This window comes from Paragemmobacter kunshanensis (genome assembly GCF_011059185.1).
GTDB classification, from domain to species: domain Bacteria; phylum Pseudomonadota; class Alphaproteobacteria; order Rhodobacterales; family Rhodobacteraceae; genus Paragemmobacter; species Paragemmobacter kunshanensis.
This window is the reverse complement of the sequence record NZ_JAALFE010000001.1, coordinates 237,765-263,828: the sequence shown is the minus strand read 5'-3', so window position 1 is coordinate 263,828 and position 26,064 is coordinate 237,765. Positions and strand designations below refer to the sequence as shown.

Below are 26,064 nucleotides of genomic sequence, written 5' to 3'. Positions count from 1 at the left end.
CGGCGCTATGATTCTGATGCGGCAAGGACGGAGGGCATCATGGCACTGGCAGAAATCACCGCGCGCCTGCAACAGGCGGAACAGGCGGCGGGGCGTGCGGCGGGATCGGTCACGCTGATCGCCGTATCAAAGGTGCAGCCCCTGGAACGCGTCGTCGCGGTGCTGGAACAGGGCCACCGTGTCTTCGGCGAAAACTACGTGCAAGAGGCGGCGGCCAAATGGCCCGACCTGCGCGCCCGCTTCGGCCCCGTGCAGGTTCACATGATCGGCCCGCTGCAAACCAACAAGGCCAGGCTTGCCGTCGACCTTTTCGATGCCATCCACACCGTCGACCGCCCCTCGCTGGCCGAAAAACTCGCGCGGCTTGCACAGGATCGCGGCCGCAGCCCGCAGCTTTTCGTGCAGGTGAACACCGGCGAGGAACCGCAGAAGGCGGGCGTCCTGCCTGCCGATCTGGATGGCTTCATCGCCACCTGCCGGGCGATGGACCTGCCGATTTCCGGCCTCATGTGCATCCCGCCCGAATCCGAATCCGCAGACCCCCACTTTGCTGCACTGGCAGGTATGGCGTCGCGCAACGGCCTTGCGGGGCTTTCGATGGGGATGAGCAGCGATTTCGAAGCCGCCATCGCCGCAGGCGCGACCCATGTCCGCGTGGGATACGCGATCTTCGGCGCGCGGGATTATGCGAAGTGATAATCTGACCCTGTCCCGGGCCTGACCCGGGACAGGGTCAGCCTTGCATCACCCCAACCACACCCGCGCATAGGGCGGCAGGGCGATATTGCCGTGATGCAGCTCGACCGGATGGTTCGACAATTCGTCATGCATCCGCACCGCCCCCTGCGCCCGCGCCCAGCCCTCTGATACATGCGCCCAGCCTTCGGAAAAGTTGAACAGACACAGCAGGTTGCCCGTCGGCGCCTCACGCCGGAAGGCCAGAACCTGCGCCATGTCGCAGCCCACCACCCGGATGGGATGGGCCGCATGCAGCGCGGGCGTCGCGCGGCGGCGGGCCAGGATATGCCGCACCCCCAGCCAAAGGCGCGACCCATGGCCCCTCCCGTCATGCCGCGCCTCTGCCGCCGCCCAATCCATCCGGGGCCGATGGATCCACCGGCTGTCATGCGCATGTTCGGGAACGTCGCGATAGCCATGATCGTTCAGCAGGGCCAGTTCATCGCCCATATAGATCAGCGGAATCCCTCCCCAGGCCGCGATCAGCGCATGCCCCATCAGGATGCGCTGCACCGCCAGTTCCGCCGCCGCGACATCCCCCTCATCCAGCGCCTTCTCCAACCCGGCGAGCGAGGCGAATGTCCCCGAAATCCGCTTGTCCCCCGTCGCCGGGTTCTCCTGGAACAAGGCCCCCCGCGCGAAACTGCCCGGGAAGGTGCCGTCGTAGAAATCCGAAAGGAATGCCCGATGCCCCGGCCCCGACAGATGCAGCGCCGCCGCATCCTCATCCGTCACCGCCCAGCCGATATCGTCATGGCAGCGGATATAGGTGGCATAGGTCGCATTGGTCAGCCGGTCGGGGAAATGCGTCCCCAAGACATGTGTCATCAACCGCGTGTCGCGCGTGGCCAGCGATGACCAGAACTGCACCATCAGGCTGTTGTGATAGGCCAGATTGCCCTCTTTCCCGTCATGCTTCCCGCGCCCCAGATAGGGCAGCATCTCGGCCGGCGCGACGATGGCCTCTTCCAGATGCAGCACGGCGGGGCAGGCGATGCGGCAGACCGCCCGCAGGGCCTGCAACAGCATATGCACCTCAGGCTCTGACTGGCAGCGCGTTCCCATCCGCTTCCACATGAAGGCCACGGCATCCAGCCGCAGCACATCCACGCCGCGATTGGCCAGGAACAGCATGATCTCCGCGATCTCCAGAAAGACCTGCGGATTGGCCCAGTTCAGATCCCACTGATGTTCGTTGAACGTCGTCCAGACCCATTTCCCGAAATCGGGATAATGGGTGAAATTGCCCGGCGCATTGTCGGGGAACACCTCGACCAGCGTCTCCTCATAGCGCTTTGGAAGGTCGGGCGAGTCGAACATCAGGTAATAGTCCTGATACTTCTCCTCCCCCTTCGCGGCCTTCTTCGCCCAGGCATGTTCCTTGGCGGTATGGTTCAGCACAAGGTCGATGCAGACCGAAATCCCCCGCTTGCGCAACTCCTCCGTCACCGCCTCGAACTCTGTCATCGTTCCATAGGCGGGGTTGATGGCGCGGTAATCCATCACCGAATAGCCGCCATCGCTGTCACCGGGGCGCGGCTTCAGACAGGGCATGAAATGGACATAGGTGATGCCCAGCTCTTCCAGATAATCCAGCTTTTCCAGAACCTTGGACAGCGTCCCCGCAAAGCGGTCGATGTAGAAGACATAGCCCGCCATGTCGCTGCGCTGAAACCAGTCCGGTTCCAGATCGCGCTTCAGGTCCAGCCGCTTCAGATCGGGCGCGCGGTCCTTCCAAGCCTTCCGCATGGCCTTCAGCAGTGCCTCGCGGAACGCGCCATACTCCGCGCGCTGCCCGTACAGCGCCTCCAGCATCGGCCACAGGTCCGGCGCGCTGCGCGCAAGGCGCAGGTCAAAGATTTCGTCATCCGCAACGGACGGCGTGCGCGCCATGATCGTCCTCCCCCCATGACCGCCCGCAGACTAGGCAATCCAAAGCGGTTTGGAAAGGGCCAATCAACCCCGCACGATCAACCGCGTCTCATGCCGGATGCGGTTCGCGATCCACAGCAGGTCGCGCCGCGCAAAGGCCACGCAGCCCGCCGTCCCGCGCCGGGGCCTGCGCCAGCTGTGCACGAATATGGCCGACCCCCGCCCCGGTTCGGCATGGGGCCAGTTCCAATCGGTCAACAGGATCAGGTCATACATCGGATCGGGCCGCGTCAGCCGCTCATGCGACCATGCATGCGGCGCGCGGACCATCAGGTTGTAATCCGGATCCCGGCTGTCATCCGACCACAGGTCCGACGGCCCGAAGGGCAGCGCCCAATCCGGCAGTTCCGATGCCGAAAGACGATCCGGCCGATAGAGCATTCCCACGAACCGATGCACGCCCGCAGGCGTGGCCCCATCCCCCTCGTGCTTGTCGCGCGCAGGCACGATCCCGCCCCGCCCCACCGAACAGGGAAACCGTCGCCCCATGAAGCGCGCGCCCCAGCGCGTCACCACCAGATCACTGGGCTTCACAGCAGATGCCCGGATTTCGCGGCCTTGGTCGCCAGATAGCCCGCATTCTGCGCCGTCAGCCCCACCTTCAGCGGCACCCGCTCGGCCACGGCGATTCCGCAGGATTCCATCATCGCCATCTTCTTCGGATTGTTCGTCAGCAGACGCACCGCCGAAAATCCCATCTTCCGCAGGATGCCCGCGCCGATGCGGAAATCCCTCTCGTCATCCTCGAAGCCAAGGCGATGGTTCGCCTCCACCGTGTCGAACCCCTGATCCTGCAACGAATAGGCGCGCATCTTGTTCGCCAGCCCGATCCCGCGCCCTTCCTGATTGAGGTAAAGCAGAACCCCCGCCCCCTCTTCGCCCATCTGCGCCAAGGCCGCGCGCAATTGCGGCCCGCAATCGCATTTCAGGCTGCCCAGCACATCGCCCGTGAAACAGGCCGAATGCAGCCGCGCCAGAACCGGCTGGCTGCGGTCGGGCCGCCCGATCTCGATCGCGTAATGCTCCTCGCCGCCATCCTCGGGCCGGAAGATATGCACCCGCCCCGCCTGCGCCGCCTGCATCGGCAGCCGCGCATTCACCACCGGATGCAGCGGCGACATCCGCGCCAGTTCCGGCATGATCTCGACCAGGGGCAACAGCGTCAGCGAATTCTCCTCGGCCAGCGCCAGCCCATGCGCCACCGGCACCAGCAGCGCCGCCGGCAGAAGATGCGCCGATTTCACCAGTTGCAGCGCCGCGCGGTGCAGGTCCGACGATCCGTCCCGCAAGGCCCGCAGCGGCCCCTTCAACGGCACCCGCAGGTCATCCGCCGGATCGGCCAGCGCGCGCAGCCACTCCACCCCCATCCCCTCGGGCACCAGAACCCGCGCGATATCCCCGTCATAGGCGGGGGTCTTCAACGTCTCTGCCCGCCGCGCCGTCAGCGCCAGTTCCGGCTGCCCCAGCGCCCGCAGCGCCGCCAGCCGCTCCGGCTCCAAGGCCTCCACCGCCACCACCAGCATGGCGCGGCCGTCCCCCGTCATCACCACGGGAACACCCATGCGCAGATCACCCCGCGCGCGGGACAGGCGTTCGATCGCATTGGGGGCAAGGGTTGGGCGGGTGGATGGCATCATGTCCTCTGCCGCCCTATCTAGGCCCAAGCGCAGAAAATTGAAACATTTCCCCACAGCGTCACACGACCGCGTGAGTCAGCCGTTGCAATTCTTGTCGCCGCCGCGACCCGGGCGCATGTGGTTTCGCAACAGAAGCGAAGGGAGGTTCCCATGGGCACGCTGCGAAAGATCCTGCTGGTCGATGACGATGACGATCTGCGCGAAGCGCTGAGCGAGCAACTGGTGATGACCGAAGATTTCGACGTGTTCGAGGCCCGCACCGGCGCCGAAGGCATGGAAAAGGCCAAGGTCGGGCTTTACGATCTGGTGATCCTCGATGTCGGCCTTCCCGATACCGACGGCCGCGAACTTTGCCGCCGGATGCGCAAGGGTGGGGTGAAATGTCCGGTCCTCATGCTGACCGGGCATGATTCGGATGCAGACACGATCCTGGGCCTCGATGCAGGCGCGAACGACTACGTCACCAAGCCATTCAAGTTCCCGGTGTTGCTTGCGCGCATCAGGGCGCAACTGCGCCAGCACGAACAATCCGAAGACGCGATCTTCCAGCTTGGCCCCTACACCTTCAAGCCCGCGCAGAAGATGCTGGTCGACGAAAAGGAAAAGAAGATCCGCCTGACGGAAAAGGAAACCAATATCCTGAAGTTCCTTTACCGCGCGCAACAAGGGGTAGTAGCCCGCGACGTGCTGCTGCATGAGGTCTGGGGCTATAACGCCGGGGTGACCACCCACACGCTGGAAACCCACATCTACCGCCTGCGCCAGAAGATCGAACCCGATCCCTCGAATGCGCGCCTGCTGGTCACCGAAAGCGGCGGTTACAGATTGGTGGCGTGACAGACTTAAATTCGCCGGATTCACTTCCCATATACGATTTCATGCGAGGTTGATCGCACCCAAGGTTCCCCTTGCCGTGTCGGGGTTATGGCACGGCATCCTCCCTGTTGGACTTGGCCGGGCAATGCGCCCGGCCTTTTTTTTCTGCGCCCCGCATCATGCGTCGTATCAGGTCTGGAAACGATGCCTCCGGAATGTTGATTTACGTCAAGGCGGCATCTGCCGTTCAGGATCATACACGTTGTACCTCCCTGTTGGACTGTCGGCCCGGGCGCCTTGCCCGGGCCTTCTTTTTCCGCGGCCTCGGGCGAACGATACTTCAGTATAGTCAGGTTCCACCTCCTGAAATGGCACGATTCGTGTATGACCACGGCGCCGCGACTCGTGCGGTGTTCAATGTGGAGTATTCCATGCGTCTCGCTTTCGCGCCTGTTCTCGCGGCGCTGCTTGCCACCCCCGCCCTTGCCGAAGATCTCGTCTTCACCCTCGTCAACGACAGTTCCCACACCATCGTCGAGATGAACGTCTCCCCGGTGGATGAAGAAAACTGGGGCGAAAACATCCTCACCGTCGATGCCGTCGAACCCGGCATGTCAGGCGACGTGACCATCGCCGATGGCCTCGATGTCTGTGACTACGACCTGCGTTTCGTCACCGACGAAGGTGCCGAAGCGACCAAGGAACAGAACCTTTGCGAGATCAATACCTTCACGATCAACGATTGATCCGCCTCCGGGCTTGAGCGTCGGGACGGTCGGCCCTAGGGTCTGCCGTCCCTGATCCCGGAGCACGCAATGCCCTTCACCCTCGCCACCTGGAACATCAATTCCGTCCGCCTGCGCGAAGGTCTGGTCGCCCGTCTCATGCAGGAAGAGACGCCCGATATCCTCTGCCTTCAGGAATGCAAGAGCCCGGTCGAGAAGATCCCGCTCGATCAGTTCAGGGCGCTTGGCTATGGCCATATCGTGGCGCGCGGGCAAAAGGGTTACAACGGTGTCGCCATCCTTTCGAAGCTGCCGCTTCAGGATGCGGGTTCCATGGATTTCGCAGCCATGGGCCATGCGCGCCACGTGGCCGCGCGGCTGGAAAACGGCGTCGTGATCCACAATTGCTATGTGCCCGCCGGGGGCGACATCCCCGACCGCACCCAGAACGAGAAATTCGGCCAGAAGCTCGATTTCCTCACCCATATGCGCGATCACTTCCATGCCGAACGGCCCACCCGCTCCATCCTCGTGGGCGATCTGAACATCGCCCCGCGCGAAGATGACGTCTGGTCGCACAAGCAACTCCTGAAGATCGTCAGCCACACCCCGATCGAGGTGGAACACCTCGCCCAGGCCCAGGACGCGGGGGCATGGGTCGATGTCACGCGCCAGGATATCCCCCAGGGCCTGCTCTATTCCTGGTGGTCCTACCGCTCTGCCGATTGGGATGCCGCCGACAAGGGCCGCCGGCTGGATCATGTCTGGGCCACCCCCGACATCGCCACCGCCGCCCATGGCAGCCGCATCCTGCGGCCCTGCCGGGGATGGGAACAGCCGTCGGACCACGTCCCCGTCTTCGCCACCTTCGACCTTTGATCCCCTTTCGCGTGGCGACCAATCTGCTAATCCATGCCCCGCAACGGCAAGACGGAGCCGGACAATGCTGACCTTCCTCATGCTGCGCGACACGCGCCCGCGCCCCCGGTTCTACCGGGTCGAGGTCAGCTACAACCTCTTCGGCGAGTATTCCGTGTTGCGCGAATGGGGCCAGAGGGGAAAGCGGGGGCAGGCCCTGCTCGTGTGGTTCTCCAATCTGCGCGAGGCCTGCCTTGCCGCCGAACGCTGGCGCAAAAGGGCAGGGCGGCGCGGCTACCGCCCCATGGAAGGATAGAGGATGACGCATCTCTGGGTCCGCGCCGAACAGCGCCCGAACGAAGAACGCGTGGGGCTAACCCCCGAAGGTGCCGCCGCACTTGTCAAGGCCGGCATCCGCGTGACGGTCGAGGAAAGCTCGGTCCGTGCCATCCCGATCGTCGGCTACAAGGCGGCGGGATGCGAGATCGCGGCAGAAAACCTCTGGCCCCGCGCCCCGCAGGACGCCATCATCTTCGGGCTGAAGGAACTGCCCGAAGACGGCACGCCGCTCATCCATCGCCACATCATGTTCGGCCATGCCTACAAGGGGCAGCCCGCAGGGCGCGAACTCCTGAAACGGTTCAAGGCGGGTGGCGGCACGCTTTACGATCTTGAATATCTCGTCGATGAAACCGGCCGCCGCGTCGCGGCCTTCGGCTATTGGGCAGGCTTTGCCGGTGCCGCCGTGTCGCTGAAATGCTGGGCCGCGCAACAGCGGGGCGGCATCGCAGGCCCCGTCGCCAAATACCCCGGCAGGACCGCGCTGATCGCCGATCTGGAACGCGAACTTGCGGGCATGCCCCGGCCCCGCGCCATCGTCATCGGCGCGCTGGGCCGCGTCGGCACGGGCGCGTCGGACCTCTGCACCCAGATGGGCGTTGCCGTCACCAAATGGGACATGGCCGAAACCGCCAGCGGCGGCCCCTTTCCGCAGGTGCTGGAACACGAAATCTTCCTCAACTGCATCCTCGCCCGGCCCGGCTGCCCCGTCTTCGTCCCCGCCAGCGCCAAGACCGACCCCCGCCAACTCACCGTCATCGGTGACATTGCTTGCGATCCCACCTCGGATTTCTCGCCGATCAAGGTCTATGACCGCGCCACCGACTGGGACGCCCCCGCCCTGCGCGTGGCCGATAACCCGCCGCTTGATGTGACGGCCATCGACAACCTGCCCTCCCTCCTGCCCGTCGAAAGCAGTGAGGATTACGCAACCCAGCTCCTGCCCAGCCTCTGCACGCTGACTGACCTGTCATCGGGCGTCTGGGGGCGCGCAAAGGTGGAATACGACCGACATATCGCCGGGCTGTGACGTTCCGGGAACAAATTCCGCTCTCGGAATTTGCAAAAATCTTCGAAGATTTCTGTGGGGCGCGACCCCACGCAGGAGGATGAAGACATGACGATCCATTGGTGCGGCACCGGCCTTTCCTCGGTTCCCGGCTTGCGGCGGCTGATAGAAGGGGGCCACAAGGTCGTGGTCTGGAACCGCACCGTCGAAAAGGCGCGCGAGGCCGTGGGCGACCTCACGCAGGATATCCGCCCCTACAGCCTCGACGCGCTTGCTGCCGCCCTGCAACCGGGCGACGTGGCCATCTCCATGCTCCCCGCGGATCAGCATGTCGGCATCGCCAAGACCTGCCTCGCCAAGGGCGCGCATTTCGTCTCCTCCTCCTACATCGCGCCGGAAATGCGCGCGCTGGATGACGACTTCCGCGCCAAGGGTCTGGCTTGCGTGAACGAAGTCGGCCTCGATCCCGGCATCGACCACCTGATGGCGCATGACCTCGTCGCCCGCTATCGCGCCTCGAAGGCTTACGATCCGAAGAACACGCTCTCCTTCACCTCCTATTGCGGCGGTGTGCCGAAGATCCCGAACCCCTTCCGCTACAAATTCTCTTGGTCGCCCCTCGGCGTCCTCAAGGCCCTCCGCTCCCCCTCCCGCAGCTTGCGGAACTTCTCCGAACTGCGCGTCAACCGCCCCTGGGACGCCATCACCGCCTATGACGCGCCGCTCCCCACCCCCGAAAGCTTCGAGGTCTACCCCAACCGCGACAGCTATCCCTTCATGCAGGACTACCGCTTCGATCCCGACTGGCAGGTGAAGGATTTCGTCCGCGGCACCATCCGCCTGAATGGCTGGGCCGAGGCATGGGCCCCCGTGTTCCGCGAAATCGAAACGCTGGAAGGCCCCGCAGGCGATGCCCGCCTTGCCGAAATGGCCGCCCAGTTCTGGGCCGAGAATTCCTATGATGACGGCGAACCCGACCGCGTGATCCTCTTCGTGGCGCTCAAGGCCGAACGCGATGGAAAATCCGTCTGGCACGAGGAATGGGCGCTCGATGCCTGGGGCGATGCCCGCGGCACCGCCATGGCGCGGCTGGTTTCCGTTCCGGTCTCGCTGGCCGTCGAATCGGTTCTGGCCCGCGAAATCCCTGCCGGGGTCCATGCCGCCCCGCATGATCCGGCGCTGATCGACAAGTGGATGGGCCAGATCCGTAGCCTGTCGCAGTATCTGGAACGCGTCGACCACCTTGCAAAGTGATCGGTGGCCGGGCGGTTGTCTGGTGACAGCCGCCCCCCCGCGCGGGTAGACTGCACCCAAGACCCGGGACAACAGCCGGGCAGGGCAGCAGGATACGGGCAAGGCATGGCCGTCATCACCGGTGACAGACCGAAAAGGTCCATTGCAAGGCGCTTCGCCATCTGGCGGGCGGGTCTTGCACGCCCTGCAACGGCCTTCCGCCTGCAGCCCGAACCCCGCTCCATCGGGCTTTTCGCCCGCGGCCGCCAACTCGTCGCCGGAAACTTTCTCTTCGTCGGAAAGCTGGTTCAGGCCCCGGGCAAGGATATCTGGGACGTGCCCGCCCCCGACGCCGCCTTCGCCGCCGAAACGCAGGGCTTCGTCTGGCTGGATGATCTGGCCGCTTTCGGCGACGCCGCCGCCCGCAAGCGCGCGCAGGACTGGACCTATGCCTGGATAGACGCCTTCGGTCGCGGCCAGGGCCCCGGCTGGACACCCGATCTGATCGGACGTCGCCTGATCCGCTGGATCAACCATGCCGTCCTTCTCCTGCAAGGTCAGGACAAGGCCAAGGCGGATGCCTATTTCCGCTCGCTTACCCTGCAGACCCATTTCCTCGCCCGGCACTGGTCCAGTGCCACGCCCGGCCTGCCCCGGTTCGAGGCCCTCACCGGCCTGATCGTCGCGGCACTTGCACTGGAAGGAAAGGCCGGCCTCGTGCAGGGGGCCATCGCCGCGCTGGCCCGCGATTGCGACCGCGAGGTGGATGCAGGCGGCGGCATTCCGACGCGCAACCCCGAAGACCTGCTCGAGGTTTTCACCCTGCTCAACTGGGCCGCGCAGGCCCTGCAAGAGGCCGGCCATGCCGCGCCGCTGGAACTGGTCAACGCGATCGGCCGCATCGCGCCCACCCTGCGCGCCCTGCGCCATGCCGATGGCGGGCTGGCCCGGTTTCACGGCGGGGGCAGGGGGATCGAAGGCCGTCTCGATGCGGCCCTGTCGGCCTCGGGCGTCCGCGCGGGCGTCGCGGGCAGCCTGCCCGCCATGGGCTTTGTCCGCCTCTCCTCCGGTCGTACCTCGGTGATCATCGACGCCGCCACCCCGCCCGATGGCCGGGCCGGGCGCGCGGCCCATGCCTCCACCCTCGCCTTCGAACTGACATCCGGGCGCCGACCGCTGATCGTCAGTTGCGGCTCCGGCCGCCCCTTCGGCGAAGACTGGGAACTCGCCGGTCGCGCCACCGCCTCGCATTCCGTCCTGTCGCTCGATGGCTCCTCCTCTTCCCGCCTCGGAACGGGCGGGCCGGAATTCGCCATGCGCGCTGCCGTGACGGCCCTGCAACTGGCGCAGGACAGTGGCGGCCATCACGTCTCTGCCGCCCATGCGGGCTGGCAGGCCAGCCATGGCCTGTCCCATGCCCGCATCCTTACGCTCGATGGCCATGGCCGGCGTCTCACCGGCACCGACATGCTCGAAGCCCGCAGCCCGGCAGACCGTAAGCGCCTCTCGGCCATCCTCGCGCAGAACCCCGGCGGCATCGGCTTTTCCATCCGCTTCCATCTTCATCCGGATGTGGATGTGGCGCTCGACATGGGCGGCAATGCCGTATCCATGGCGCTCAAATCCGGCGAGATCTGGGTCTTCCGCCATGACGGCGTTGCCAAACTGTCGCTAGATCCATCGGTCTACCTTGAAAAAGGGCGTTTGCAGCCCCGCGCTGCGCGTCAGATCGTCCTTTCCGCGCATGCAGGCACCTTTGAAACCCGGATCGGCTGGACCTTGGCCAAGGCACAGGATACTCCCCTCGCCATCCGCGACCTGGACCGCGAGGAATTGCCGGTTCCGGTCTGACCGTATCCGTTACCCCGGGGGGTGCCGCCCATGACCAACCTCGTTCCCATCGGCCGCGCGCTGATTTCCGTCTCCGACAAATCCGGGCTTCTCGACCTCGCCCGCGCCCTTGCCGCGCGGGGGGTGGAACTCATCTCCACCGGGGGCACCTCCGGCATGCTGCGCACGGCGGGCCTGCCCGTCCGCGACGTCTCGGATGTGACGGGTTTCCCCGAGATGATGGATGGCCGGGTCAAGACGCTGCATCCCAATGTCCATGGCGCACTTCTGGCGCTGCGCGACGATGACGAACACCTCCTGGCCATGGCCGCACATGGGATCGAACCGATCGACCTCCTCATCGTGAACCTCTACCCGTTCGAGGAAACGGTGGCCAAGGGCGCCGACCACGCCACCTGCATCGAGAATATCGACATCGGCGGTCCCGCCATGATCCGCGCCGCATCCAAGAACCACAAATTCGTCACCGTGCTGACGGACCCCGCCGATTATCAGCCCCTGCTCGATCAGCTCGCCGCCCATGACGGGGCCACCACCATGGCTTTCCGCCAGAAGATGGCGCTGACGGCCTATTCCCGCACCGCCGCCTATGATGCCGCCGTGTCGAACTGGCTGGCGGTCCAGATCGGCGAAACCGCCCCCCGCTTCCGTTCCTTCGCGGGCAAACTGGCCCAGACCCTGCGCTATGGCGAAAACCCGCACCAATCGGCGGCCTTCTACACCGATGGCTCCCGCCGCGAAGGCGTGGCGACCGCGCGCCAATGGCAGGGCAAGGAACTCTCCTACAACAACATCAACGACACCGACGCCGCCTTCGAACTGGTGGCCGAATTCGTGGGCGACCAACCCGCCTGCGCCATCATCAAGCACGCCAATCCCTGCGGCGTCGCCACCGGCGCAACCCTGGCCGAGGCCTACGCCCGCGCCTATGACTGCGACCGCACCTCCGCCTTCGGCGGCATCGTCGCCCTGAACCAGCCGCTCGACGCCGCCACGGCGGAAAAGATCACCGAAATCTTCACCGAGGTCGTGATCGCCCCCGGCGCGTCCGACGAGGCCCGCGCCATCTTCGCCGCGAAGAAGAACCTCCGCCTCCTCACCACTGCGGGCCTCCCCGACGCCAAGGCAAAAGGCACCGCTTTCAAACAGGTGGCAGGCGGCTTCCTCGTGCAGGACCGCGACGCAGGCATCCTCCACCCCGCCGACCTCAAGGTCGTCACCAAACGCGCGCCGACCGATGCCGAACTGGCCGACCTCCTGTTTGCTTGGAAGGTCGCGAAACACGTCAAATCCAACGCCATCATCTATGTCCGCAACGGCGCCACCGTCGGCGTCGGCGCAGGCCAGATGTCGCGCATCGATTCAACCCGCATCGCCGCCCGCAAATCGCAGGACATGGCCGAGGCGCTGGGCCTTCCCGCGCCCCTCACCAAGGGGTCCGTCGTGGCCTCCGACGCCTTCTTCCCCTTTTCCGACGGCCTCCTCGCCGCGGCCGAGGCCGGGGCCACCGCCATCATCCAGCCCGGCGGCTCCATGCGCGATGACGATGTCATCGCCGCGGCCGATGCCGCGGGCCTTGCTATGGTCTTCACCGGCATGCGCCACTTCCGCCACTGAAAGGGTCGCCCATGCGCATCGCAGCCATCACCGCGACCGTGATCTTCCTGCTCGACCAGATCACCAAGCTGATCGTGGTCCAGGGCATGAACCTCATCGAACGCGGGGTGATCGACGTGCTGCCGCCCTTCCTGACCTTCCGCATGGCCTGGAACACCGGCATCAACTTCGGCCTGTTCAGCAACCAGGCCGAATTCGCCCGCTGGCTGCTCATTGCCGTGGCTCTGGTGATTTCCGCCTGGGTCTGGATCTGGATCCGCCGCGAAGGGGCAGGGCGCTGGGCGCAGATCTCGGCCGGGCTGCTGGTCGGCGGGGCGCTCGGCAATGTGATCGACAGGATCGTCTATGGCGCGGTGGCCGATTTCCTCAACATGTCTTGCTGCGGGATCGAAAATCCCTATGCCTTCAACGTGGCGGATATCTCCATCTTTGCCGGTGCCATCGGCCTGATCCTCTTCACCGGCGGGACGGGCAAGCCCGGCAAGACAGGTTCCGCCCGGACAGGCAAAGGCAAGGGAAAGACCTCGTGACGCGCGGCGCGACATGGGTTAAGACGGGTCCAAGACGGATGACGGAGGCAGGCATGCAGGCACAACGGCGTTTCCCCGCCATCGCAATGGCGATGGTGCTGACGCTTGCGGCATGCGGCAGTGGCGACAAGGTGCCTTCGCTCATGAATGTGCGGTCCACCTCTGCCGGGCCTGACGAATTCGGCATCGTCCCGCCCAAGCCGCTGGAAATGCCCGAAGACATCGCAGCCCTCCCCGAACCCACGCCGGGCGGCCTGAACCGCACCGACCGCGATCCCCAGGCCGAGGCTGTCGCAGCCCTTGGCGGCAATCTCGGCGCGCGGGAAGGCGTCAATTCCGCCCATTCCGGGCTTTATGCCTATGCCGCACGCTATGGCGTGACCTCCGGCATCCGCCAGACCCTCGCGGCCGAGGATCTGGAATATCGGCGCAAGAACGATGGCCGCCTGCTGGAGCGGATCTTCAACGTCAACGTCTACTTCAAGGCCTACAAGCCCATGTCGCTGGATCAGCAGGCCGAACTCTGGCGCTGGCGCCGGGCCGGGGTGGCCACACCCTCTGCCCCGCCGCCGCAACCCGGCGAAGACGGGTAACAAGCGCGTAGGGGCGGGTTGAACCCGCCGCCTGTCCGGCGCACCTTCCTTGCCGAAAGGTCCGTCTGACCGGACCATGCGGAGGATCGAATGAAGCCATTCCCGGGCCTGGCCCTCATCGCGGCCTGCCTTCTGGCCGTTCCGGCACAGGCGGCCGAGAACGTCACCGATTTCACCCTCGACAACGGCCTTCAGGTCGTCGTGATCGAAGATCACCGCGCCCCCGTCGTGGTACAGATGGTCTGGTATCGCGTCGGGGCCGCGGATGAAGCGCCCGGCAAATCCGGGATCGCGCATTTCCTCGAACATCTGATGTTCAAGGGCACCGATGAGATCGGCCCCGGCGAATTCTCTTCCATCGTCGAAGCGCAGGGTGGCAACGACAATGCCTTCACCAGCTGGGATTACACCGCCTATTTCCAGCGCGTCGCCGCGGACCGGCTCGATCTGATGATGAAACTCGAATCCGATCGCATGTCCGACCTGCGCCTCGCCGAAGAAGACGTGCTGACAGAACGCGATGTCATCCTCGAGGAACGCAACCAGCGCACCGATTCAAACCCGGGGGCGCTGCTGGGCGAACAGATGCGCGCGGCACAGTTCCTCAACCATCCCTACGGCATCCCCATCATCGGCTGGCGGCACGAGATGGAACAGCTCTCCAAGGACGACGCCAAGGATTTCTACCGACGCCATTACGCCCCGAACAACGCCGTCCTCGTTGTCGCCGGGGATGTCACCCCTGATCAGGTCCGCGACATGGCCCAGCGTCACTACGGCCCCATCCCGGCCGCCACTGACCTTGCCCCCCGTGCCCGCGTGACGGAACCGCCGCAGCTTTCCGAACGCCGGCTGACACTGTCCGATCCCCGCGTCTCCGAACCCTATGTCTCGCGCAGCTACCTCGCCCCCGAACGCGACCCGGGCGATCAGAAGACCGCCGCCGCGCTGACGATCCTCGCCGAATTGCTCGGCGGCAACGGCACCACCTCGGTCCTGGCCCGCGCGCTGCAATTCGATCAGCAGAAGGCCGTCTACGCCGCCGCCTTCTACGATGGCTCCAGCGTCGATGACACCACCTTCAACTTCGTCGTCGTGCCCACCCCCGATACCACGCTTCCGCAGGTCGAAGAGGCGCTCGATGCAGCCCTGACCGCCTTCCTCGAAACCGGCCCCGATCCCGAAGATCTCGCCCGCATCAAGACCCAGATCCGCGCCGCCGATATCTATGCCCGCGATGATGCAGACGGCCTCGCCCGCCGCTATGGCGAGGCGCTGGCGAACGGCCTCACCATCGACGATGTCCGCCAATGGCCCGAAATCCTCGGCGCCGTCACCGCCGACGATATCATGGCCGCCGCGCGCCTTGTGCTGGATCGGCGCAAGTCCGTCACCGGCTATCTCCAGCGTGAAGAGGCCGCCCAATGATCCGCCATCTCTCTGCAATTGCCTGCTTCCTGCTGCTCGCCCTTCCGGCCCGGGCCGCCGTCGATATCCAGACCGTCACCTCCCCCGGCGGCATCACCGCCTGGCTGGTGCAGGAAGAAAACATCCCCTTCACCGCCATCGAAATCCGCTTCCGGGGCGGATCAAGCCTTGATCCCGTCGGCAAGGAAGGGGCCGTCAACCTGATGACCGCCCTGATCGAGGAAGGCGCAGGCGATCTCGATGCGCAGGGCTTCGCCCGGGCGCGCGATGATCTCGCCGCGTCCTTCCGCTTTTCCTCCGATATCGACACCGTCGCCATATCGGCCCAGTTCCTGACCGAGAACCGCGATCAGGCGATCGACCTGCTGCATCTCGCGCTGACCGAACCACGCTTCGATCCCGATGCCGTGGAACGCGTCCGCGGGCAGGTGCTGGCCGGGCTGCGCTCGGATGAAAAGGATCCCGCCAGCATCGCCAACCGCCTTTTCCGGCAGCAGGCTTTCCCGGGTCACCCCTATGCCCATGATGGCAGCGGCACGCTGGAAACCGTCCCCGCCCTCACGGTCGAGGATCTGCGCGCCGCCCATGCCGCCAGCATCGCCCGCGACCGGCTCTTCGTCGCCGCGTCGGGCGACATCTCGGCACAGGATCTGGGCCTGCTGCTCGACCGGCTTTTCGCCGATCTTCCCGCCACCGGCGCGGCCTTGCCGGGCCGGGTGGAACCGGCCCTGACCGGGGGCATCACCGTGCAGGAATTTCCCGGTCCGCAATCCCTGCTTCTCTTCGGTCATTCCGGCATCAAGCGCGACGATCCCGATTTCTTCGCCGCCACCATCCTGAACGAGGTTCTGGGCGGCGGCCGCTTCTCGGCCCGGCTGATGACCGAAATCCGCGAAAAGCGCGGCCTGACCTATGGCATCGGAACCTCGCTCATGGGCTATGACAATGCCGAGGTGGTCGTCGGCCAGACCCGCGTCGCCAATGCCAGCACGGCCGAGGCCGTCGATCTGATCCGCAAGGAATGGGCCCGGATCGAAACCGAAGGCATCACGGAAGCAGAGCTTCAGGCCACCAAGACCTATCTCACCGGGGCCTATCCCCTGCGCTTCGATGGCAACGGCCCCCTCGCCACGATCATGGTCAACATGCAACTGATCGGCCTGCCGCCCGACTATCCCAAGACCCGCAACGACAAGGTCAACGCCGTCACGATCGAGGATGTCCGCCGCGTCGCCGCGCGTCTCTACCATGCCGATGACCTGCGCTTCATCATCGTGGGCCAACCCGAAGGCGTGGCCAGCACCAACTGACACCGCCCCCTCCCGGCGGGGCGCCTTGGGCGCCCGAATCTGTGGCCCTTCCCGGCCATGCCTGCTACATATGGCGGTATGAACCTTTCCGCCCCCAAAATGACCGGTTCCGCGCCGCGTCCGCAGATCCGCCAGCTCGACGAAGCGGCGATCAACCGCATCGCCGCGGGCGAGGTGGTCGAACGCCCTGCCTCGGCGGTAAAGGAACTGGTGGAGAACGCCCTTGATTCCGGTGCCAGCCGCATCACGGTGGACGTCGCCGATGGCGGCAAGACCCTGATCCGCGTCACCGACGATGGCTGCGGCATGGCGGGCGATGACCTGCCGCTTGCCCTGTCACGCCACGCGACCTCAAAGATCGACGGATCCGATCTTCTGAACATCCGCAGCTTCGGTTTCCGGGGCGAGGCTCTGCCCTCGCTCGGCGCGGTGGGGCGGCTCACGATCACCTCGCGCGCGCATGGACATGAGGCCGCCACGATCACCGTCGCCGGTGGTCGCATGGCCCCTGTCAAACCCGCCGCCCTGACGCGCGGCACGGTCATCGAACTGCGCGACCTCTTCTTCGCCACGCCCGCCCGGCTGAAATTCCTGCGCTCCGACAGGGCCGAATCCCAGGCCATCACCGATGTCATCCGCCGCCTCGCCATGGCCGAACCCACCGTGGGCTTCACCCTGCGCGATGTGACAGGCGGCGCCGAGGGCCGCGTGATCTTCCGCGCCGATCCGACGGGCGGCGATTTCTTCGATGCGCTGCACGCCCGCCTGGCCGTGGTGCTGGGCGCGGATTTCGTCGCCAATGCCCTGAAGATCGACGTGGAACGCGATGGCATGCGCCTGTCCGGCTATGCCGCCCTGCCCACCTATTCGCGCGGCTCTTCGGTGCAACAATTCGTCTTCGTCAACGGCCGCCCCGTGCTGGACCGCATGCTTCTGGGCGCCCTGCGCGTGGCCTATTTCGATTTCCTCAGCCGCGACCGCCACCCCGCCGCCGTCCTGAACCTGATCGTCGATCCCGAACGCGTCGATGTGAACGTCCACCCCGCCAAGGCCGAGGTCCGCTTCCGCGAACCCGAAGCCGCGCGCTCGCTCATCATCACGGGCCTGCGCACGGCGCTTTCCGGCGCGGGCCACCGGGCCAGCAGCACCGTCGCCGATGCCACCCTGGCCGCCTTCCGCCCCGAACCTGCCTCTGCCCCGCGCATCTACCAGATGGACCGCCCCTCGCAGCCGTCCCTCTCTCGCGCCTTCGCCTTCCAGGCCCCGCTGCCCACCCCCGGTTTCGCCGAGGCCCCCTCCGCCCGCGCCGAAGCCCCCGCCCCGGAACCCGAGGCCATCCACCGCCCGCTGGGGGCGGCCCGCGCGCAGATCCATGAAAACTACATCATAGCCCAGACCGAGACAGGCCTCGTCATCGTCGATCAGCATGCCGCCCATGAACGGCTGGTCTATGAACGCCTGAAACGCCAGATGGCGGAAACCGGCATCCCTGCCCAGGCCCTGCTGATCCCCGAAATCGTGGACCTCTCCGCCACAGACGCGACCTGCCTCCTCGATCACGCCGAAACCCTCGCCCGGATGGGCCTTGTGCTGGAACCCTTCGGCGGCGGGGCCATCGCCGTGCGCGAAACCCCGGCCATCCTTGGCACCGTCAATGCCACGGCCCTCATCCACGACATCCTCGACGAACTCGCCGATCAGGGCGACAGCCTCCTCGTCCAGGCCAGGATCGAGGCCGTCCTCTCCCGCATGGCCTGCCACGGCTCTGTCCGCTCCGGCCGCCAGATGCGCGCCGAGGAAATGAACGCCCTCCTGCGCGAGATGGAGGCAACCCCCCATTCCGGCCAGTGCAACCACGGCCGCCCCACCTATGTGGAACTGAAACTCGCCGATATCGAAAGGCTCTTCGGTCGCCGATGATCACCATTGCCGGAACCCAATACAGCCTGACCGATCCGCCGATCTTGATCGCGGGCGGCATCGCGCTGGCGCTGATCCTTGTCCTTCTGCTCACCCTCCGCGCGGCGGCGGCCTCGGCCCGCATGGCGCAGCCGATGTTGCGGCAGATGGAATGGATGACGAACCGCGTGCAATCCCTGTCCGAAGGCCAGGAACGTCTTTCCGGCGGCCTGCACCACGTCTCCGAAGCGGCTGCCGTCAGCCAATCCTCCATGCTGAAACTGATGGAACAACGCCTCGCCGATGTGCAGCGCCAGATGACCGAGGCGCTGCATGGCACCTCCACCCGCACCGCGCGCAGCCTGGGCGAACTCCAGCAGCGGCTGGAAACCATCGACCGCGCCCAGGCCAATATCGAAAAGCTGTCGGGAAACGTCCTGTCCCTTCAGGATATCCTGTCCAACAAGCAGACACGCGGCGCCTTCGGCGAAATCCAGCTGCACGACATCGTGCTGAAGGCCCTGCCCTCCGACAGCTTCACCATGCAGGCCACGCTGTCCAATGGCCGCCGCGCCGATTGCCTGATCCACCTGCCCAATCCGCCCGGTCCCATCGTCATCGACGCGAAATTCCCGCTCGAGGCCTATGAATCCCTCCGCCGCGCCGACAGTGCCGCCCTCCTGGCCGAGGCGCAAAGGAACCTCCGCACCGCCGTCCGCACCCATATCAGGGCGATCGCCGAGAAATACATCATCGAAGGCGAAACCGCCGATGGCGCGCTGATGTTCCTGCCCTCCGAGGCGGTCTATGCCGAACTCCACGCCAATTTCCCCGATGTCGTCCGCGAAGGGTTCGCCGCAAAGGTCTGGATCGTCTCGCCCACCACCTGCATGGCCACGCTCAACACCATGCGCGCCGTGCTGAAGGATGCGCGGATGCGCGAACAGGCAGGCGCGATCCGCAAGGAACTGGCGCTGCTCTACGCCGATGTCGAAAGGCTGGGAACGCGCGTCGATAACCTCGATCGCCATTTCGGCCAGGCCCAGCGCGATGTCGAAGAGATCAAGATCTCCACCGAAAAGGCCACCAAACGGGCCCGCCGCCTCGACAATTTCGATTTCGAGGAACTCGCCCCTTCCGACGCGCCCCTCCTTGGCCCCCGGGCCGCGGAATGAGGCACCTCACCCAGGCCGATTACACCCGCCAGCCCTGGAAGAACGGCAAGGGCATCACCGTCGAACTGGCCCGGGCGGAACAGGATGGCGCGCTGCTCTGGCGGCTCTCCATGGCCACCGTGGCCGAGGATGGCCCCTTTTCCCTCTTTCCCGGCATCGAACGGAACCTGACTGTCCTATCCGGCCCCGGCTTTCGCCTGTCAGGTCCCGGCATCGCGCTGGATTGCCGCCCCCTGCAACCCGTGGCCTTTCCGGGCGATACGCCCGTCGCCGCCACCGGCACCGCTTCCGGCCCCTCCGATGATTTCAACGTGATGACGGCGCGCAACCTGCCCCTGCCCAGCGTCACACTGCACCACGGCCCTGCCATGATTGCTGCGGGCGGCCTGACGGCGCTTTTCGCGCTCGAACCGCTCCGGGTTTCGGGCCGTGCCCTTGCCCGGCATGATCTGATCCTGACCGAAGGCCCCCTCGATCTGCAGACCGCCTCCCGCGCACTGTCCGTGCGCCTCGCCGTCCCCGCCTGATCCCGCGCCTCAGCGGCCCCGCGCGGGCTCACCCGCCCCGCTCACCCGCCCTGCCTGCATCTGCCGCAGCACCACAAGGCAAAGGCAGGCGATCACGGCCGATGCATAGCCATCCACCGCATAGTGGAACCCCGTCACCACCGATCCATACTGGATCAGCAGCGGAAACACCGCCCCGATCAGCCCGCGCCAGCCGAACCTGTCCACCAGCCACAGAAGCGGCAGCATCGCCGCGCCCACATGCAGGCTGGGAAAGGCGCTGATCCCCGTTCCCAGCGCACCGCCCGAATGCTCGATCCACAGCTTGTTCTGCAATTCGATCACGCCCGCGAAAACCGCGCGATCCTCGCGCAGGAAGGCGTTCACATAGTCGAAATCGCCTCGCCCCGTCACCAGTTCAAAGAATACCGGCCCGGCCGACGAAAACACCGTCGCCATCAGATTGCCCAGCAGGATCCAGATCACCGCATGCAGCCGGATATGCCGGATCGCCCGCGTCTCGTCCTTTTCGATGGCCGCGATCACGGCGGGATAGATATAGGCCACCGCCACCCAGACCGGGAAATAGACCGTCACGATCAGGCTTTCCGGAATGATGCCGCCCAGCATCCCGTGATACAGCCGAAATGCATCCTGCCCGCCATGCAGGGCCCGGTCCAGATCGGCAAAGGCCGGATCCGCCCAGAAGGCGACGATCTCGGGGATGCAGACCTTGTTCATGTGAAAGGCGGAAAAGAACGGGATCTGCGCCAGCGCGATGATCAGTACCGGCAGCAGCTTGCGGAAATCATACCGCCCGCGCCCCGCCACAAGGATCAGGATCGAAATCCCCGTCAGCGCCAGCACGACCCGCGCATTGAAAAGCCCCGCCGCGCTTTCCAGAAAACTGGTCGAGATATTGGCGACCGATCCGAAACACAGGAAGTAAACGCCAACGGACGCCGCCCAATAGGCCAGAACGAAGGCAGCATATCTCTGGGCGAAACGAAGCATGAACCACAGGTTGAACCGATGTCCGCCCTGTATCCCTCAGCCCGCCCCCCTTTGGCAAACGCTTTCTGCCCGGGGCCGCGCCTCAGATCCGCAGAAAGGGCTGGGCCAGCCGCGGGATGATCGCGTTGAACTTCAGCGGCGCATCCGTCGCCGCAAGGCAGATGCACACCTCGCCATGTTCGGCAACGGGCGTGTGCTGCATCGCTTCATCCGCAATCTCGATATCGCCGGGGCCAAAGCGATCCGTCTCGTCGCGGAACGCGCCCTGCAGAACCAGCGTCAGTTCCAGCCCTCGATGCCCGTGATCCGGCACCGCCTGCCCCCCCGGGATATACAGCAACCGGGCCGAGGCATCCTTGCCCGTCGGCAGGATCGCCTGCTTCACGCCCATCCCCAGATTGCGCCATTTCACCTTGTTCACCCCGCCGCCGACATAATCGGCCAGCGGCGCGGGAAAGATGCCATGCCGCCGCATCGGGCTGCGCGACGTGGCCTGCGACAGCCCGTCGATCCGGTCCAGACAGGCCGCAAGGCTGTCTTCCGACATTGGCGTCGCATCGGCCGTTTCCAGCAACGCCCCGCCCAGCGCATCCAGGGTTTCCAGCCGCGCCCGGCAGTCATCGCACAGCGACACATGCGTCGCCACGACCAGGTTGAACGCCTCGGGCAGTTCGCCTGCCGCATAGGCCGTCAACAACTGCTCCGAAAGGTGGTGCCTGATGGTCGTCATCATTCTTCGCCTTCAACTCATCTGCTGGCGCAACCGCTCCAGCGCCAATCTGATGCGCGACTTGATCGTTCCCAGCGGAAGGCCCGTTTCGGCGGCAATCTCGCTATGCGAAAGATCGCCATAGAAGGCCCGTTCGATCAAGGCGCGCTGTTTCTCTGGCAACTGGGCAAGCGCGACGCCCAGCCGTTCGGTATCCTGCTGCACCTCAAGCGCCTCGGCCTGATCGGGTTCAGGCTCCGGCCCCCAGGGCAGGTCTTCCGGTTCGGGCCGCCGCGCCTTGCGCAGCGCGTCGATCCTCCGGTTGCGGGCGATGGTGAAGACCCAGGTCGCCACCGAAGCCCGCGACGGATCGAAAAGCGCCGCCTTCTGCCACAGCGTCGCCATGACATCCTGCGCACATTCCTCGGCCAGCGTGGCATCCGCGCCCGACTTCATCAGAAAGGCCTTCACCCGCGGGGCAAAGTGCCGAAACAGCGCCGCAAACGCCGCCCTGTCCTGATGGTCGCGCACCCGAAGAACCAGCGCCGCCCAATCCGTCTCGATCCCATCCGCCTGCACGGCAGACCCATCCTTCCGGCTTCTAACCTTATGTTCCGCCACAGCATATTGCCGCGCGACCAAAGGCGCATCCGTTTTTTCGGTCTGATGTGCATCAAGCATCATGCAACTTCTACGCTGCATGCTGTCGAATGGATCACAGTCGGGGAAATGTTCCGCCGAAAGCGAATGTCAAGTTTCTAATGTCCAGAAAAATTTACAGATTGATCCAATCCCGTCGCCCCAGCGTAGAAGGATCCAAAGACCAACATCGGAGTGTCCCTTTCCATGCCGTTTGAAATCCCTGGTTCCCTTCCCCGTCGTATCGCTGTCATCGGGGGGGGCATTTCCGGCATGGCCGCCGCGCATCTTCTGGCCGACGATCAATCCGTGGTCCTCTTCGAATCCGAGAACCGCCTCGGCGGCCATGCGCGCACCGTCATCGCGGGCCGGAACGGGGATCAGCCGGTCGATACCGGCTTCATCGTCTTCAACAAGGTGAACTATCCCAATCTGCTCGGCCTCTTCGACCGCCTCGAAGTCCCCTATGTCGAAAGCAACATGAGCTTTGGGGCCTCCATCGACGGCGGCCGCCTCGAATACGGCCTCGCCTCGCTTGACGTGATCTTCGCCCAGCGCCGCAACTGCCTTTCGCCGCGCTTCCTAGGCATGCTGACCGACATCATGCGCTTCAACAAGCACGCCGCTTCCGTCGTCCGCCCCGGCATGACGATCCGCGATCTTCTCCTGACGCTCGGCACCGGCGACTGGTTCCGCGATTACTACATCACCCCCTTCTCCGGCGCGATCTGGTCCACCCCCACGATGGGCATCCTCGATTTTCCGGCCCATGCACTGGTGCGCTTCTTCGAAAATCACCGCCTGCTTGATTTCGAAGGGCAGCATCAGTGGTATACCGTCAAGGGCGGCTCCATCGAATATGTCCGCCGCCTTCAGGCCTCTCTCGCCACCCGCGGCGTGGACATCCGCCTTGGCGCCGCCGTCGCCGCCGTCCAGCGCGAGGCAGGCGGCGTGATGATCCGCTGCCATGGCGGCGAATGGGAAATGTTCGACGAGGTGGTCTTCGCCACCCATTCCGATGTCTCGCTGCGCCTGCTGGCCGATGCCACCCCCGATGAACGCGCGGCCCTTGGCGCGGTGCGCTATCAGCCGAACCAGGCGATCCTGCACCGCGATCCCTCGGTCATGCCCAAGAACCGCAAATGCTGGTCCTCCTGGGCCTATGTCGAACCCGCGGGCGGCGGCTCCGGCAAGATCGACCTGACCTACTGGATGAACTCGCTCCAGCCGATCCCGCAGGATGATCCGATCTTCGTCACCCTGAATTCCAACGGCGGCATCGACGACCGGCTGATCGACGACGTGGTCACCTTCGAACATCCCGTCTACGACCTCGCCGCGATTGGGGCGCAGGATCGCATCCGCGCCATGAACGGCACCCGGAACACCTGGTTCGCCGGGGCCTGGATGCGCAACGGCTTTCACGAAGACGGCTTCGCCTCGGCCGTCGATGTGGTCGAAGCGATGCGTTCCGGCGCGCGCGAAAGGCTCGCCGCATGACCGATGTCGAACTGATCCGCGGTGAAACCTATCACGGACGCAAGGGCGCGGTGGCCAACAGCTTCCGCTATACCGTGGATTACCTGCTCCTCGATCCCGATACCGCGCGTGGGCCTGGCCTTTTCTCGCGCAACCGCCGCAACCTCACCGCCATCCATGACGCCGATTTCGGCGGCCCCCCCGGCCAGGGCCGCGGCACCGCCTGGGTCCGCGATATCCTCGCCGCCCATGATCTGCCCGGGGCCGACCGCATCCTTCTTCTCGGCCAGCCCCGCGTTCTCGGCCATGTCTTCAACCCGGTCAGCTTCTGGCTCTGCCATGATGCCGCAGGCGACCTGCGCACCGTCATCGCCGAAGTGTCCAACACCTATGGCGACCGGCATTCCTATCTCTGCCACCGCGACGATCACGCCCCCATCACCCGGACCGACACGCTCACCGCGCGCAAGATCTTTCACGTCTCGCCCTTCCAGCCGATCGAGGGCGGCTATGCCTTCCGCTTCGATCTGCGCCCTGATCGCATCGGCATCTGGATCGACTACACCTCGCAGCAGGGCGGGCTCTACACCAACCTCATCGGTCCCCGCGTGCCGCTGACCAACGGCGAAATCATTCGCGCCGCCATCCGCCGCCCGCTGGGCAGCCGCCGCGTGCTGGCGCTGATCCATTGGCAGGCTCTGAAACTCGCGCTCAAGGGCGTGAAGTTCCGCAACCGTCCCACCCCCCCGCCCGAGGAAGTCACCCGATGACCGCGGCCCTGCCTGCCACCACGCCCCGGGCAGGGCTTGCCGGGTGGAGCTTGTTCGCCGCCCTCATCGCAATGGCGGGGCTGCCCATCTATATCCATGCCCCGAAATTCTATGTCGACAGCTACGGCCTGTCGCTTGCCGCCCTCGGGGGGGTTCTGGCGCTGCTGCGCCTCTTCGATGTCGTACAGGATCCCGTTCTCGGCTGGCTGGCCGAACGCGGCCGCGCCCGCCGCGGGCTCTGGGTTGCCCTCGCGACGGCCATCATGGCCTGCGCCATGCTGGCCCTGTTCGCCATCACCCCGCCCGTCGCGCCGCTCCTGTGGTTCGCGCTTACGCTTTCGGCGCTGTTCACCGCCTTCTCCTTCCTGACGATCACCTTCTATGCCGAAGGTGTGGCCAAGGCCGCCACGCTCGGCCCGCAGGGCCATCTTCAACTGGCAGGCTGGCGCGAAGGCGGCTCGCTGGCCGGGGTCTGCATCGCCGCCGTCGCCCCCGTGGCGCTCGCTGGCCTGACCGGCAACCCCTTCGCCGCCTTCGCCGCGCTCTTCGTGCTGCTGGCGATCCTCGCCACAATCGCGATGCGCGATCAGTGGTCGGGGCAGGGGGGCAGCTTCGACAACCCCCTCGCCGCCTTCCGCCCGGCCTTGGGCGATCCCCTCGCGCGGCGCCTGCTGCTGATTGCGCTGCTGAACGCCGCCCCCGTGGCCGTCACCTCCACGCTTTTCCTCTTCTTCGTCGAAAGCCGCCTCATGGCCCCCGGCATGGAAGGCCCGCTCCTCCTGCTCTTCTTCCTGTCGGCCGCGCTTTCCACCCCGCTCTGGTCGCGCGCCGCCCGCAACCACGGCGCAAAGCCCGTCCTGCTTGCCGGCATGGCGCTGGCCATCGCCTCCTTCCTCTGGGCAGCCACCCTGGGCGCGGGCGATGTCCTGGCCTTCGCCGTGATCTGCGCCGCCTCCGGCGCGGCGCTCGGGGCCGACATGGTGCTGCTGCCCGCGCTCTTTGCCCGCCGCCTCGGCCAGATCGGGCAGGGCGGCGAAGGGGCCGCCTTCGGCCTCTGGTCCTTCGTCTCGAAACTCTCGCTCGCCCTTGCCGCAGGCACGCTCCTGCCCGCGCTGCAGGCGGCAGGCTTCACCCCCGGTGCGGAGAACGCGCCTTCCGCGCTTTTCGCCCTATCTGTTTCCTACGCGCTGGTTCCCTGCGCCCTCAAGGTGCTGGCCATTGCGCTTCTGGCTGCCACCAAGGTTCCGGAGGTCTGAC

General features: G+C 65.6%; 25 protein-coding genes. 19 read left to right on the top strand and 6 right to left on the bottom strand.

Translation table 11 applies throughout. The annotated features are described in order from the left end of the window. The first annotated feature begins 39 nt into the window (after positions 1-39). Entirely contained in the window at positions 40-696 is a 657-nt protein-coding gene (locus G5V65_RS01445; RefSeq protein ID WP_165046633.1) for a YggS family pyridoxal phosphate-dependent enzyme, read from the top strand. Positions 697-744: 48 nt separating this feature from the next. Here G5V65_RS01445 and G5V65_RS01440 read toward each other — a convergent pair whose 3' ends face one another. From G5V65_RS01440 to ribA, 3 genes are all read right to left on the bottom strand, one after another. Beyond that, the gene (locus G5V65_RS01440; protein WP_165046632.1) at positions 745-2,631 is read right to left on the bottom strand and encodes an amylosucrase; all 1,887 of its coding nucleotides are present in this window, start codon (positions 2,629-2,631) and stop codon (positions 745-747) included. Between the two features lie 63 nt (positions 2,632-2,694). Further along, positions 2,695-3,159: a L,D-transpeptidase family protein gene (locus G5V65_RS01435; protein ID WP_165046824.1), complete on the bottom strand. Its 465-nt coding sequence runs from the start codon at positions 3,157-3,159 to the stop codon at positions 2,695-2,697. 41 nt (positions 3,160-3,200) lie between these two features. Then, a complete protein-coding gene (ribA, locus tag G5V65_RS01430; RefSeq protein ID WP_206526615.1) occupies positions 3,201-4,307 on the bottom strand; it encodes a GTP cyclohydrolase II in 1,107 nt (368 codons plus the stop codon). A 150-nt stretch (positions 4,308-4,457) separates the two neighbouring features. On the opposite strand from ribA, the gene G5V65_RS01425 reads away from it, so the two are divergent. From G5V65_RS01425 to G5V65_RS01355, 15 genes are all read left to right on the top strand, one after another. Then, a complete protein-coding gene (locus G5V65_RS01425) occupies positions 4,458-5,144 on the top strand; it encodes a response regulator transcription factor (protein WP_165046631.1) in 687 nt (228 codons plus the stop codon). A gap of 347 nt (positions 5,145-5,491) precedes the next feature. Beyond that, a complete protein-coding gene (locus tag G5V65_RS01420; RefSeq protein WP_165046630.1) occupies positions 5,492-5,869 on the top strand; it encodes a hypothetical protein in 378 nt (125 codons plus the stop codon). Positions 5,870-5,938: 69 nt separating this feature from the next. After that, the gene (locus G5V65_RS01415) at positions 5,939-6,727 is read left to right on the top strand and encodes an exodeoxyribonuclease III (protein WP_165046629.1); all 789 of its coding nucleotides are present in this window, start codon (positions 5,939-5,941) and stop codon (positions 6,725-6,727) included. Between the two features lie 64 nt (positions 6,728-6,791). Beyond that, the gene (locus G5V65_RS01410) at positions 6,792-7,022 is read left to right on the top strand and encodes a WGR domain-containing protein (RefSeq protein WP_165046628.1); all 231 of its coding nucleotides are present in this window, start codon (positions 6,792-6,794) and stop codon (positions 7,020-7,022) included. A 3-nt stretch (positions 7,023-7,025) separates the two neighbouring features. Further along, positions 7,026-8,075, top strand: a complete 1,050-nt coding sequence (locus tag G5V65_RS01405; protein ID WP_165046627.1) for a saccharopine dehydrogenase — start codon at positions 7,026-7,028, stop codon at positions 8,073-8,075. An 87-nt stretch (positions 8,076-8,162) separates the two neighbouring features. Further along, positions 8,163-9,308 carry a saccharopine dehydrogenase family protein gene (locus G5V65_RS01400; protein WP_165046626.1) on the top strand — a complete coding sequence of 382 codons (1,146 nt, stop codon included), beginning with the start codon at positions 8,163-8,165 and terminating at the stop codon, positions 9,306-9,308. 105 nt (positions 9,309-9,413) lie between these two features. Next, on the top strand, positions 9,414-11,138 hold the full coding sequence (locus G5V65_RS01395) for a heparinase II/III family protein (protein ID WP_165046625.1): 1,725 nt from the start codon (positions 9,414-9,416) through the stop codon (positions 11,136-11,138). Positions 11,139-11,168: 30 nt separating this feature from the next. Next, positions 11,169-12,755 carry a bifunctional phosphoribosylaminoimidazolecarboxamide formyltransferase/IMP cyclohydrolase gene (purH, locus tag G5V65_RS01390; RefSeq protein WP_165046624.1) on the top strand — a complete coding sequence of 529 codons (1,587 nt, stop codon included), beginning with the start codon at positions 11,169-11,171 and terminating at the stop codon, positions 12,753-12,755. 11 nt (positions 12,756-12,766) lie between these two features. Next, entirely contained in the window at positions 12,767-13,285 is a 519-nt protein-coding gene (gene lspA, locus G5V65_RS01385) for a signal peptidase II (RefSeq protein ID WP_165046623.1), read from the top strand. Positions 13,286-13,338: 53 nt separating this feature from the next. Then, positions 13,339-13,878, top strand: a complete 540-nt coding sequence (locus G5V65_RS01380; RefSeq protein WP_165046622.1) for a DUF3035 domain-containing protein — start codon at positions 13,339-13,341, stop codon at positions 13,876-13,878. Positions 13,879-13,968: 90 nt separating this feature from the next. Continuing rightward, a complete protein-coding gene (locus tag G5V65_RS01375) occupies positions 13,969-15,306 on the top strand; it encodes a M16 family metallopeptidase (RefSeq protein ID WP_165046621.1) in 1,338 nt (445 codons plus the stop codon). After that, on the top strand, positions 15,303-16,616 hold the full coding sequence (locus G5V65_RS01370; RefSeq protein ID WP_165046620.1) for a M16 family metallopeptidase: 1,314 nt from the start codon (positions 15,303-15,305) through the stop codon (positions 16,614-16,616). Before G5V65_RS01375 ends, G5V65_RS01370 begins: the two co-directional genes overlap by 4 nt. A 78-nt stretch (positions 16,617-16,694) precedes the next feature. Next, a complete protein-coding gene (mutL, locus tag G5V65_RS01365) occupies positions 16,695-18,536 on the top strand; it encodes a DNA mismatch repair endonuclease MutL (protein ID WP_165046619.1) in 1,842 nt (613 codons plus the stop codon). Beyond that, positions 18,533-19,690, top strand: a complete 1,158-nt coding sequence (locus G5V65_RS01360; protein WP_165046618.1) for a DNA recombination protein RmuC — start codon at positions 18,533-18,535, stop codon at positions 19,688-19,690. Before mutL ends, G5V65_RS01360 begins: the two co-directional genes overlap by 4 nt. Continuing rightward, entirely contained in the window at positions 19,687-20,217 is a 531-nt protein-coding gene (locus tag G5V65_RS01355) for a HutD/Ves family protein (protein WP_165046617.1), read from the top strand. The genes G5V65_RS01360 and G5V65_RS01355 overlap by 4 nt, the downstream gene beginning before the upstream one ends. A gap of 9 nt (positions 20,218-20,226) precedes the next feature. On the opposite strand, the gene G5V65_RS01350 is transcribed toward G5V65_RS01355, so the two are convergent. From G5V65_RS01350 to G5V65_RS01340, 3 genes are all read right to left on the bottom strand, one after another. After that, on the bottom strand, positions 20,227-21,210 hold the full coding sequence (locus G5V65_RS01350; protein WP_165046616.1) for a phosphatase PAP2 family protein: 984 nt from the start codon (positions 21,208-21,210) through the stop codon (positions 20,227-20,229). An 82-nt stretch (positions 21,211-21,292) separates the two neighbouring features. Then, positions 21,293-21,940 carry a ChrR family anti-sigma-E factor gene (locus G5V65_RS01345; protein WP_165046615.1) on the bottom strand — a complete coding sequence of 216 codons (648 nt, stop codon included), beginning with the start codon at positions 21,938-21,940 and terminating at the stop codon, positions 21,293-21,295. Between the two features lie 12 nt (positions 21,941-21,952). Continuing rightward, positions 21,953-22,603, bottom strand: coding sequence for a sigma-70 family RNA polymerase sigma factor (locus G5V65_RS01340; protein WP_343162804.1), 651 nt, complete (start codon positions 22,601-22,603; stop codon positions 21,953-21,955). A 162-nt stretch (positions 22,604-22,765) separates the two neighbouring features. Here G5V65_RS01340 and G5V65_RS01335 point away from each other — a divergent pair, with 162 nt between their 5' ends. Genes G5V65_RS01335 through G5V65_RS01325 form a run of 3 tightly spaced genes read left to right on the top strand, consistent with a single transcriptional unit; the run spans position 22,766 to position 26,063 of the window. Beyond that, positions 22,766-24,058: an NAD(P)/FAD-dependent oxidoreductase gene (locus G5V65_RS01335; RefSeq protein ID WP_165046614.1), complete on the top strand. Its 1,293-nt coding sequence runs from the start codon at positions 22,766-22,768 to the stop codon at positions 24,056-24,058. Further along, a complete protein-coding gene (locus tag G5V65_RS01330; RefSeq protein WP_165046613.1) occupies positions 24,055-24,807 on the top strand; it encodes a DUF1365 domain-containing protein in 753 nt (250 codons plus the stop codon). Before G5V65_RS01335 ends, G5V65_RS01330 begins: the two co-directional genes overlap by 4 nt. After that, entirely contained in the window at positions 24,804-26,063 is a 1,260-nt protein-coding gene (locus G5V65_RS01325) for an MFS transporter (RefSeq protein WP_165046612.1), read from the top strand. The genes G5V65_RS01330 and G5V65_RS01325 overlap by 4 nt, the downstream gene beginning before the upstream one ends. Position 26,064: the final 1 nt, after the last annotated feature.

Coding starts and splice junctions, on each gene's coding strand:
- G5V65_RS01445 (WP_165046633.1), top strand. CDS start 40: ATGGCACTGGCAGAAATCACCGCGCGCCTGCAACAGGCGGAACAGGCG.
- G5V65_RS01440 (WP_165046632.1), bottom strand. CDS start 2,631: ATGGCGCGCACGCCGTCCGTTGCGGATGACGAAATCTTTGACCTGCGC.
- G5V65_RS01435 (WP_165046824.1), bottom strand. CDS start 3,159: ATGGGGCGACGGTTTCCCTGTTCGGTGGGGCGGGGCGGGATCGTGCCT.
- ribA (WP_206526615.1), bottom strand. CDS start 4,307: ATGATGCCATCCACCCGCCCAACCCTTGCCCCCAATGCGATCGAACGC.
- G5V65_RS01425 (WP_165046631.1), top strand. CDS start 4,458: ATGGGCACGCTGCGAAAGATCCTGCTGGTCGATGACGATGACGATCTG.
- G5V65_RS01420 (WP_165046630.1), top strand. CDS start 5,492: ATGGCACGATTCGTGTATGACCACGGCGCCGCGACTCGTGCGGTGTTC.
- G5V65_RS01415 (WP_165046629.1), top strand. CDS start 5,939: ATGCCCTTCACCCTCGCCACCTGGAACATCAATTCCGTCCGCCTGCGC.
- G5V65_RS01410 (WP_165046628.1), top strand. CDS start 6,792: ATGCTGACCTTCCTCATGCTGCGCGACACGCGCCCGCGCCCCCGGTTC.
- G5V65_RS01405 (WP_165046627.1), top strand. CDS start 7,026: ATGACGCATCTCTGGGTCCGCGCCGAACAGCGCCCGAACGAAGAACGC.
- G5V65_RS01400 (WP_165046626.1), top strand. CDS start 8,163: ATGACGATCCATTGGTGCGGCACCGGCCTTTCCTCGGTTCCCGGCTTG.
- G5V65_RS01395 (WP_165046625.1), top strand. CDS start 9,414: ATGGCCGTCATCACCGGTGACAGACCGAAAAGGTCCATTGCAAGGCGC.
- purH (WP_165046624.1), top strand. CDS start 11,169: ATGACCAACCTCGTTCCCATCGGCCGCGCGCTGATTTCCGTCTCCGAC.
- lspA (WP_165046623.1), top strand. CDS start 12,767: ATGCGCATCGCAGCCATCACCGCGACCGTGATCTTCCTGCTCGACCAG.
- G5V65_RS01380 (WP_165046622.1), top strand. CDS start 13,339: ATGCAGGCACAACGGCGTTTCCCCGCCATCGCAATGGCGATGGTGCTG.
- G5V65_RS01375 (WP_165046621.1), top strand. CDS start 13,969: ATGAAGCCATTCCCGGGCCTGGCCCTCATCGCGGCCTGCCTTCTGGCC.
- G5V65_RS01370 (WP_165046620.1), top strand. CDS start 15,303: ATGATCCGCCATCTCTCTGCAATTGCCTGCTTCCTGCTGCTCGCCCTT.
- mutL (WP_165046619.1), top strand. CDS start 16,695: ATGAACCTTTCCGCCCCCAAAATGACCGGTTCCGCGCCGCGTCCGCAG.
- G5V65_RS01360 (WP_165046618.1), top strand. CDS start 18,533: ATGATCACCATTGCCGGAACCCAATACAGCCTGACCGATCCGCCGATC.
- G5V65_RS01355 (WP_165046617.1), top strand. CDS start 19,687: ATGAGGCACCTCACCCAGGCCGATTACACCCGCCAGCCCTGGAAGAAC.
- G5V65_RS01350 (WP_165046616.1), bottom strand. CDS start 21,210: ATGCTTCGTTTCGCCCAGAGATATGCTGCCTTCGTTCTGGCCTATTGG.
- G5V65_RS01345 (WP_165046615.1), bottom strand. CDS start 21,940: ATGACGACCATCAGGCACCACCTTTCGGAGCAGTTGTTGACGGCCTAT.
- G5V65_RS01340 (WP_343162804.1), bottom strand. CDS start 22,603: ATGATGCTTGATGCACATCAGACCGAAAAAACGGATGCGCCTTTGGTC.
- G5V65_RS01335 (WP_165046614.1), top strand. CDS start 22,766: ATGCCGTTTGAAATCCCTGGTTCCCTTCCCCGTCGTATCGCTGTCATC.
- G5V65_RS01330 (WP_165046613.1), top strand. CDS start 24,055: ATGACCGATGTCGAACTGATCCGCGGTGAAACCTATCACGGACGCAAG.
- G5V65_RS01325 (WP_165046612.1), top strand. CDS start 24,804: ATGACCGCGGCCCTGCCTGCCACCACGCCCCGGGCAGGGCTTGCCGGG.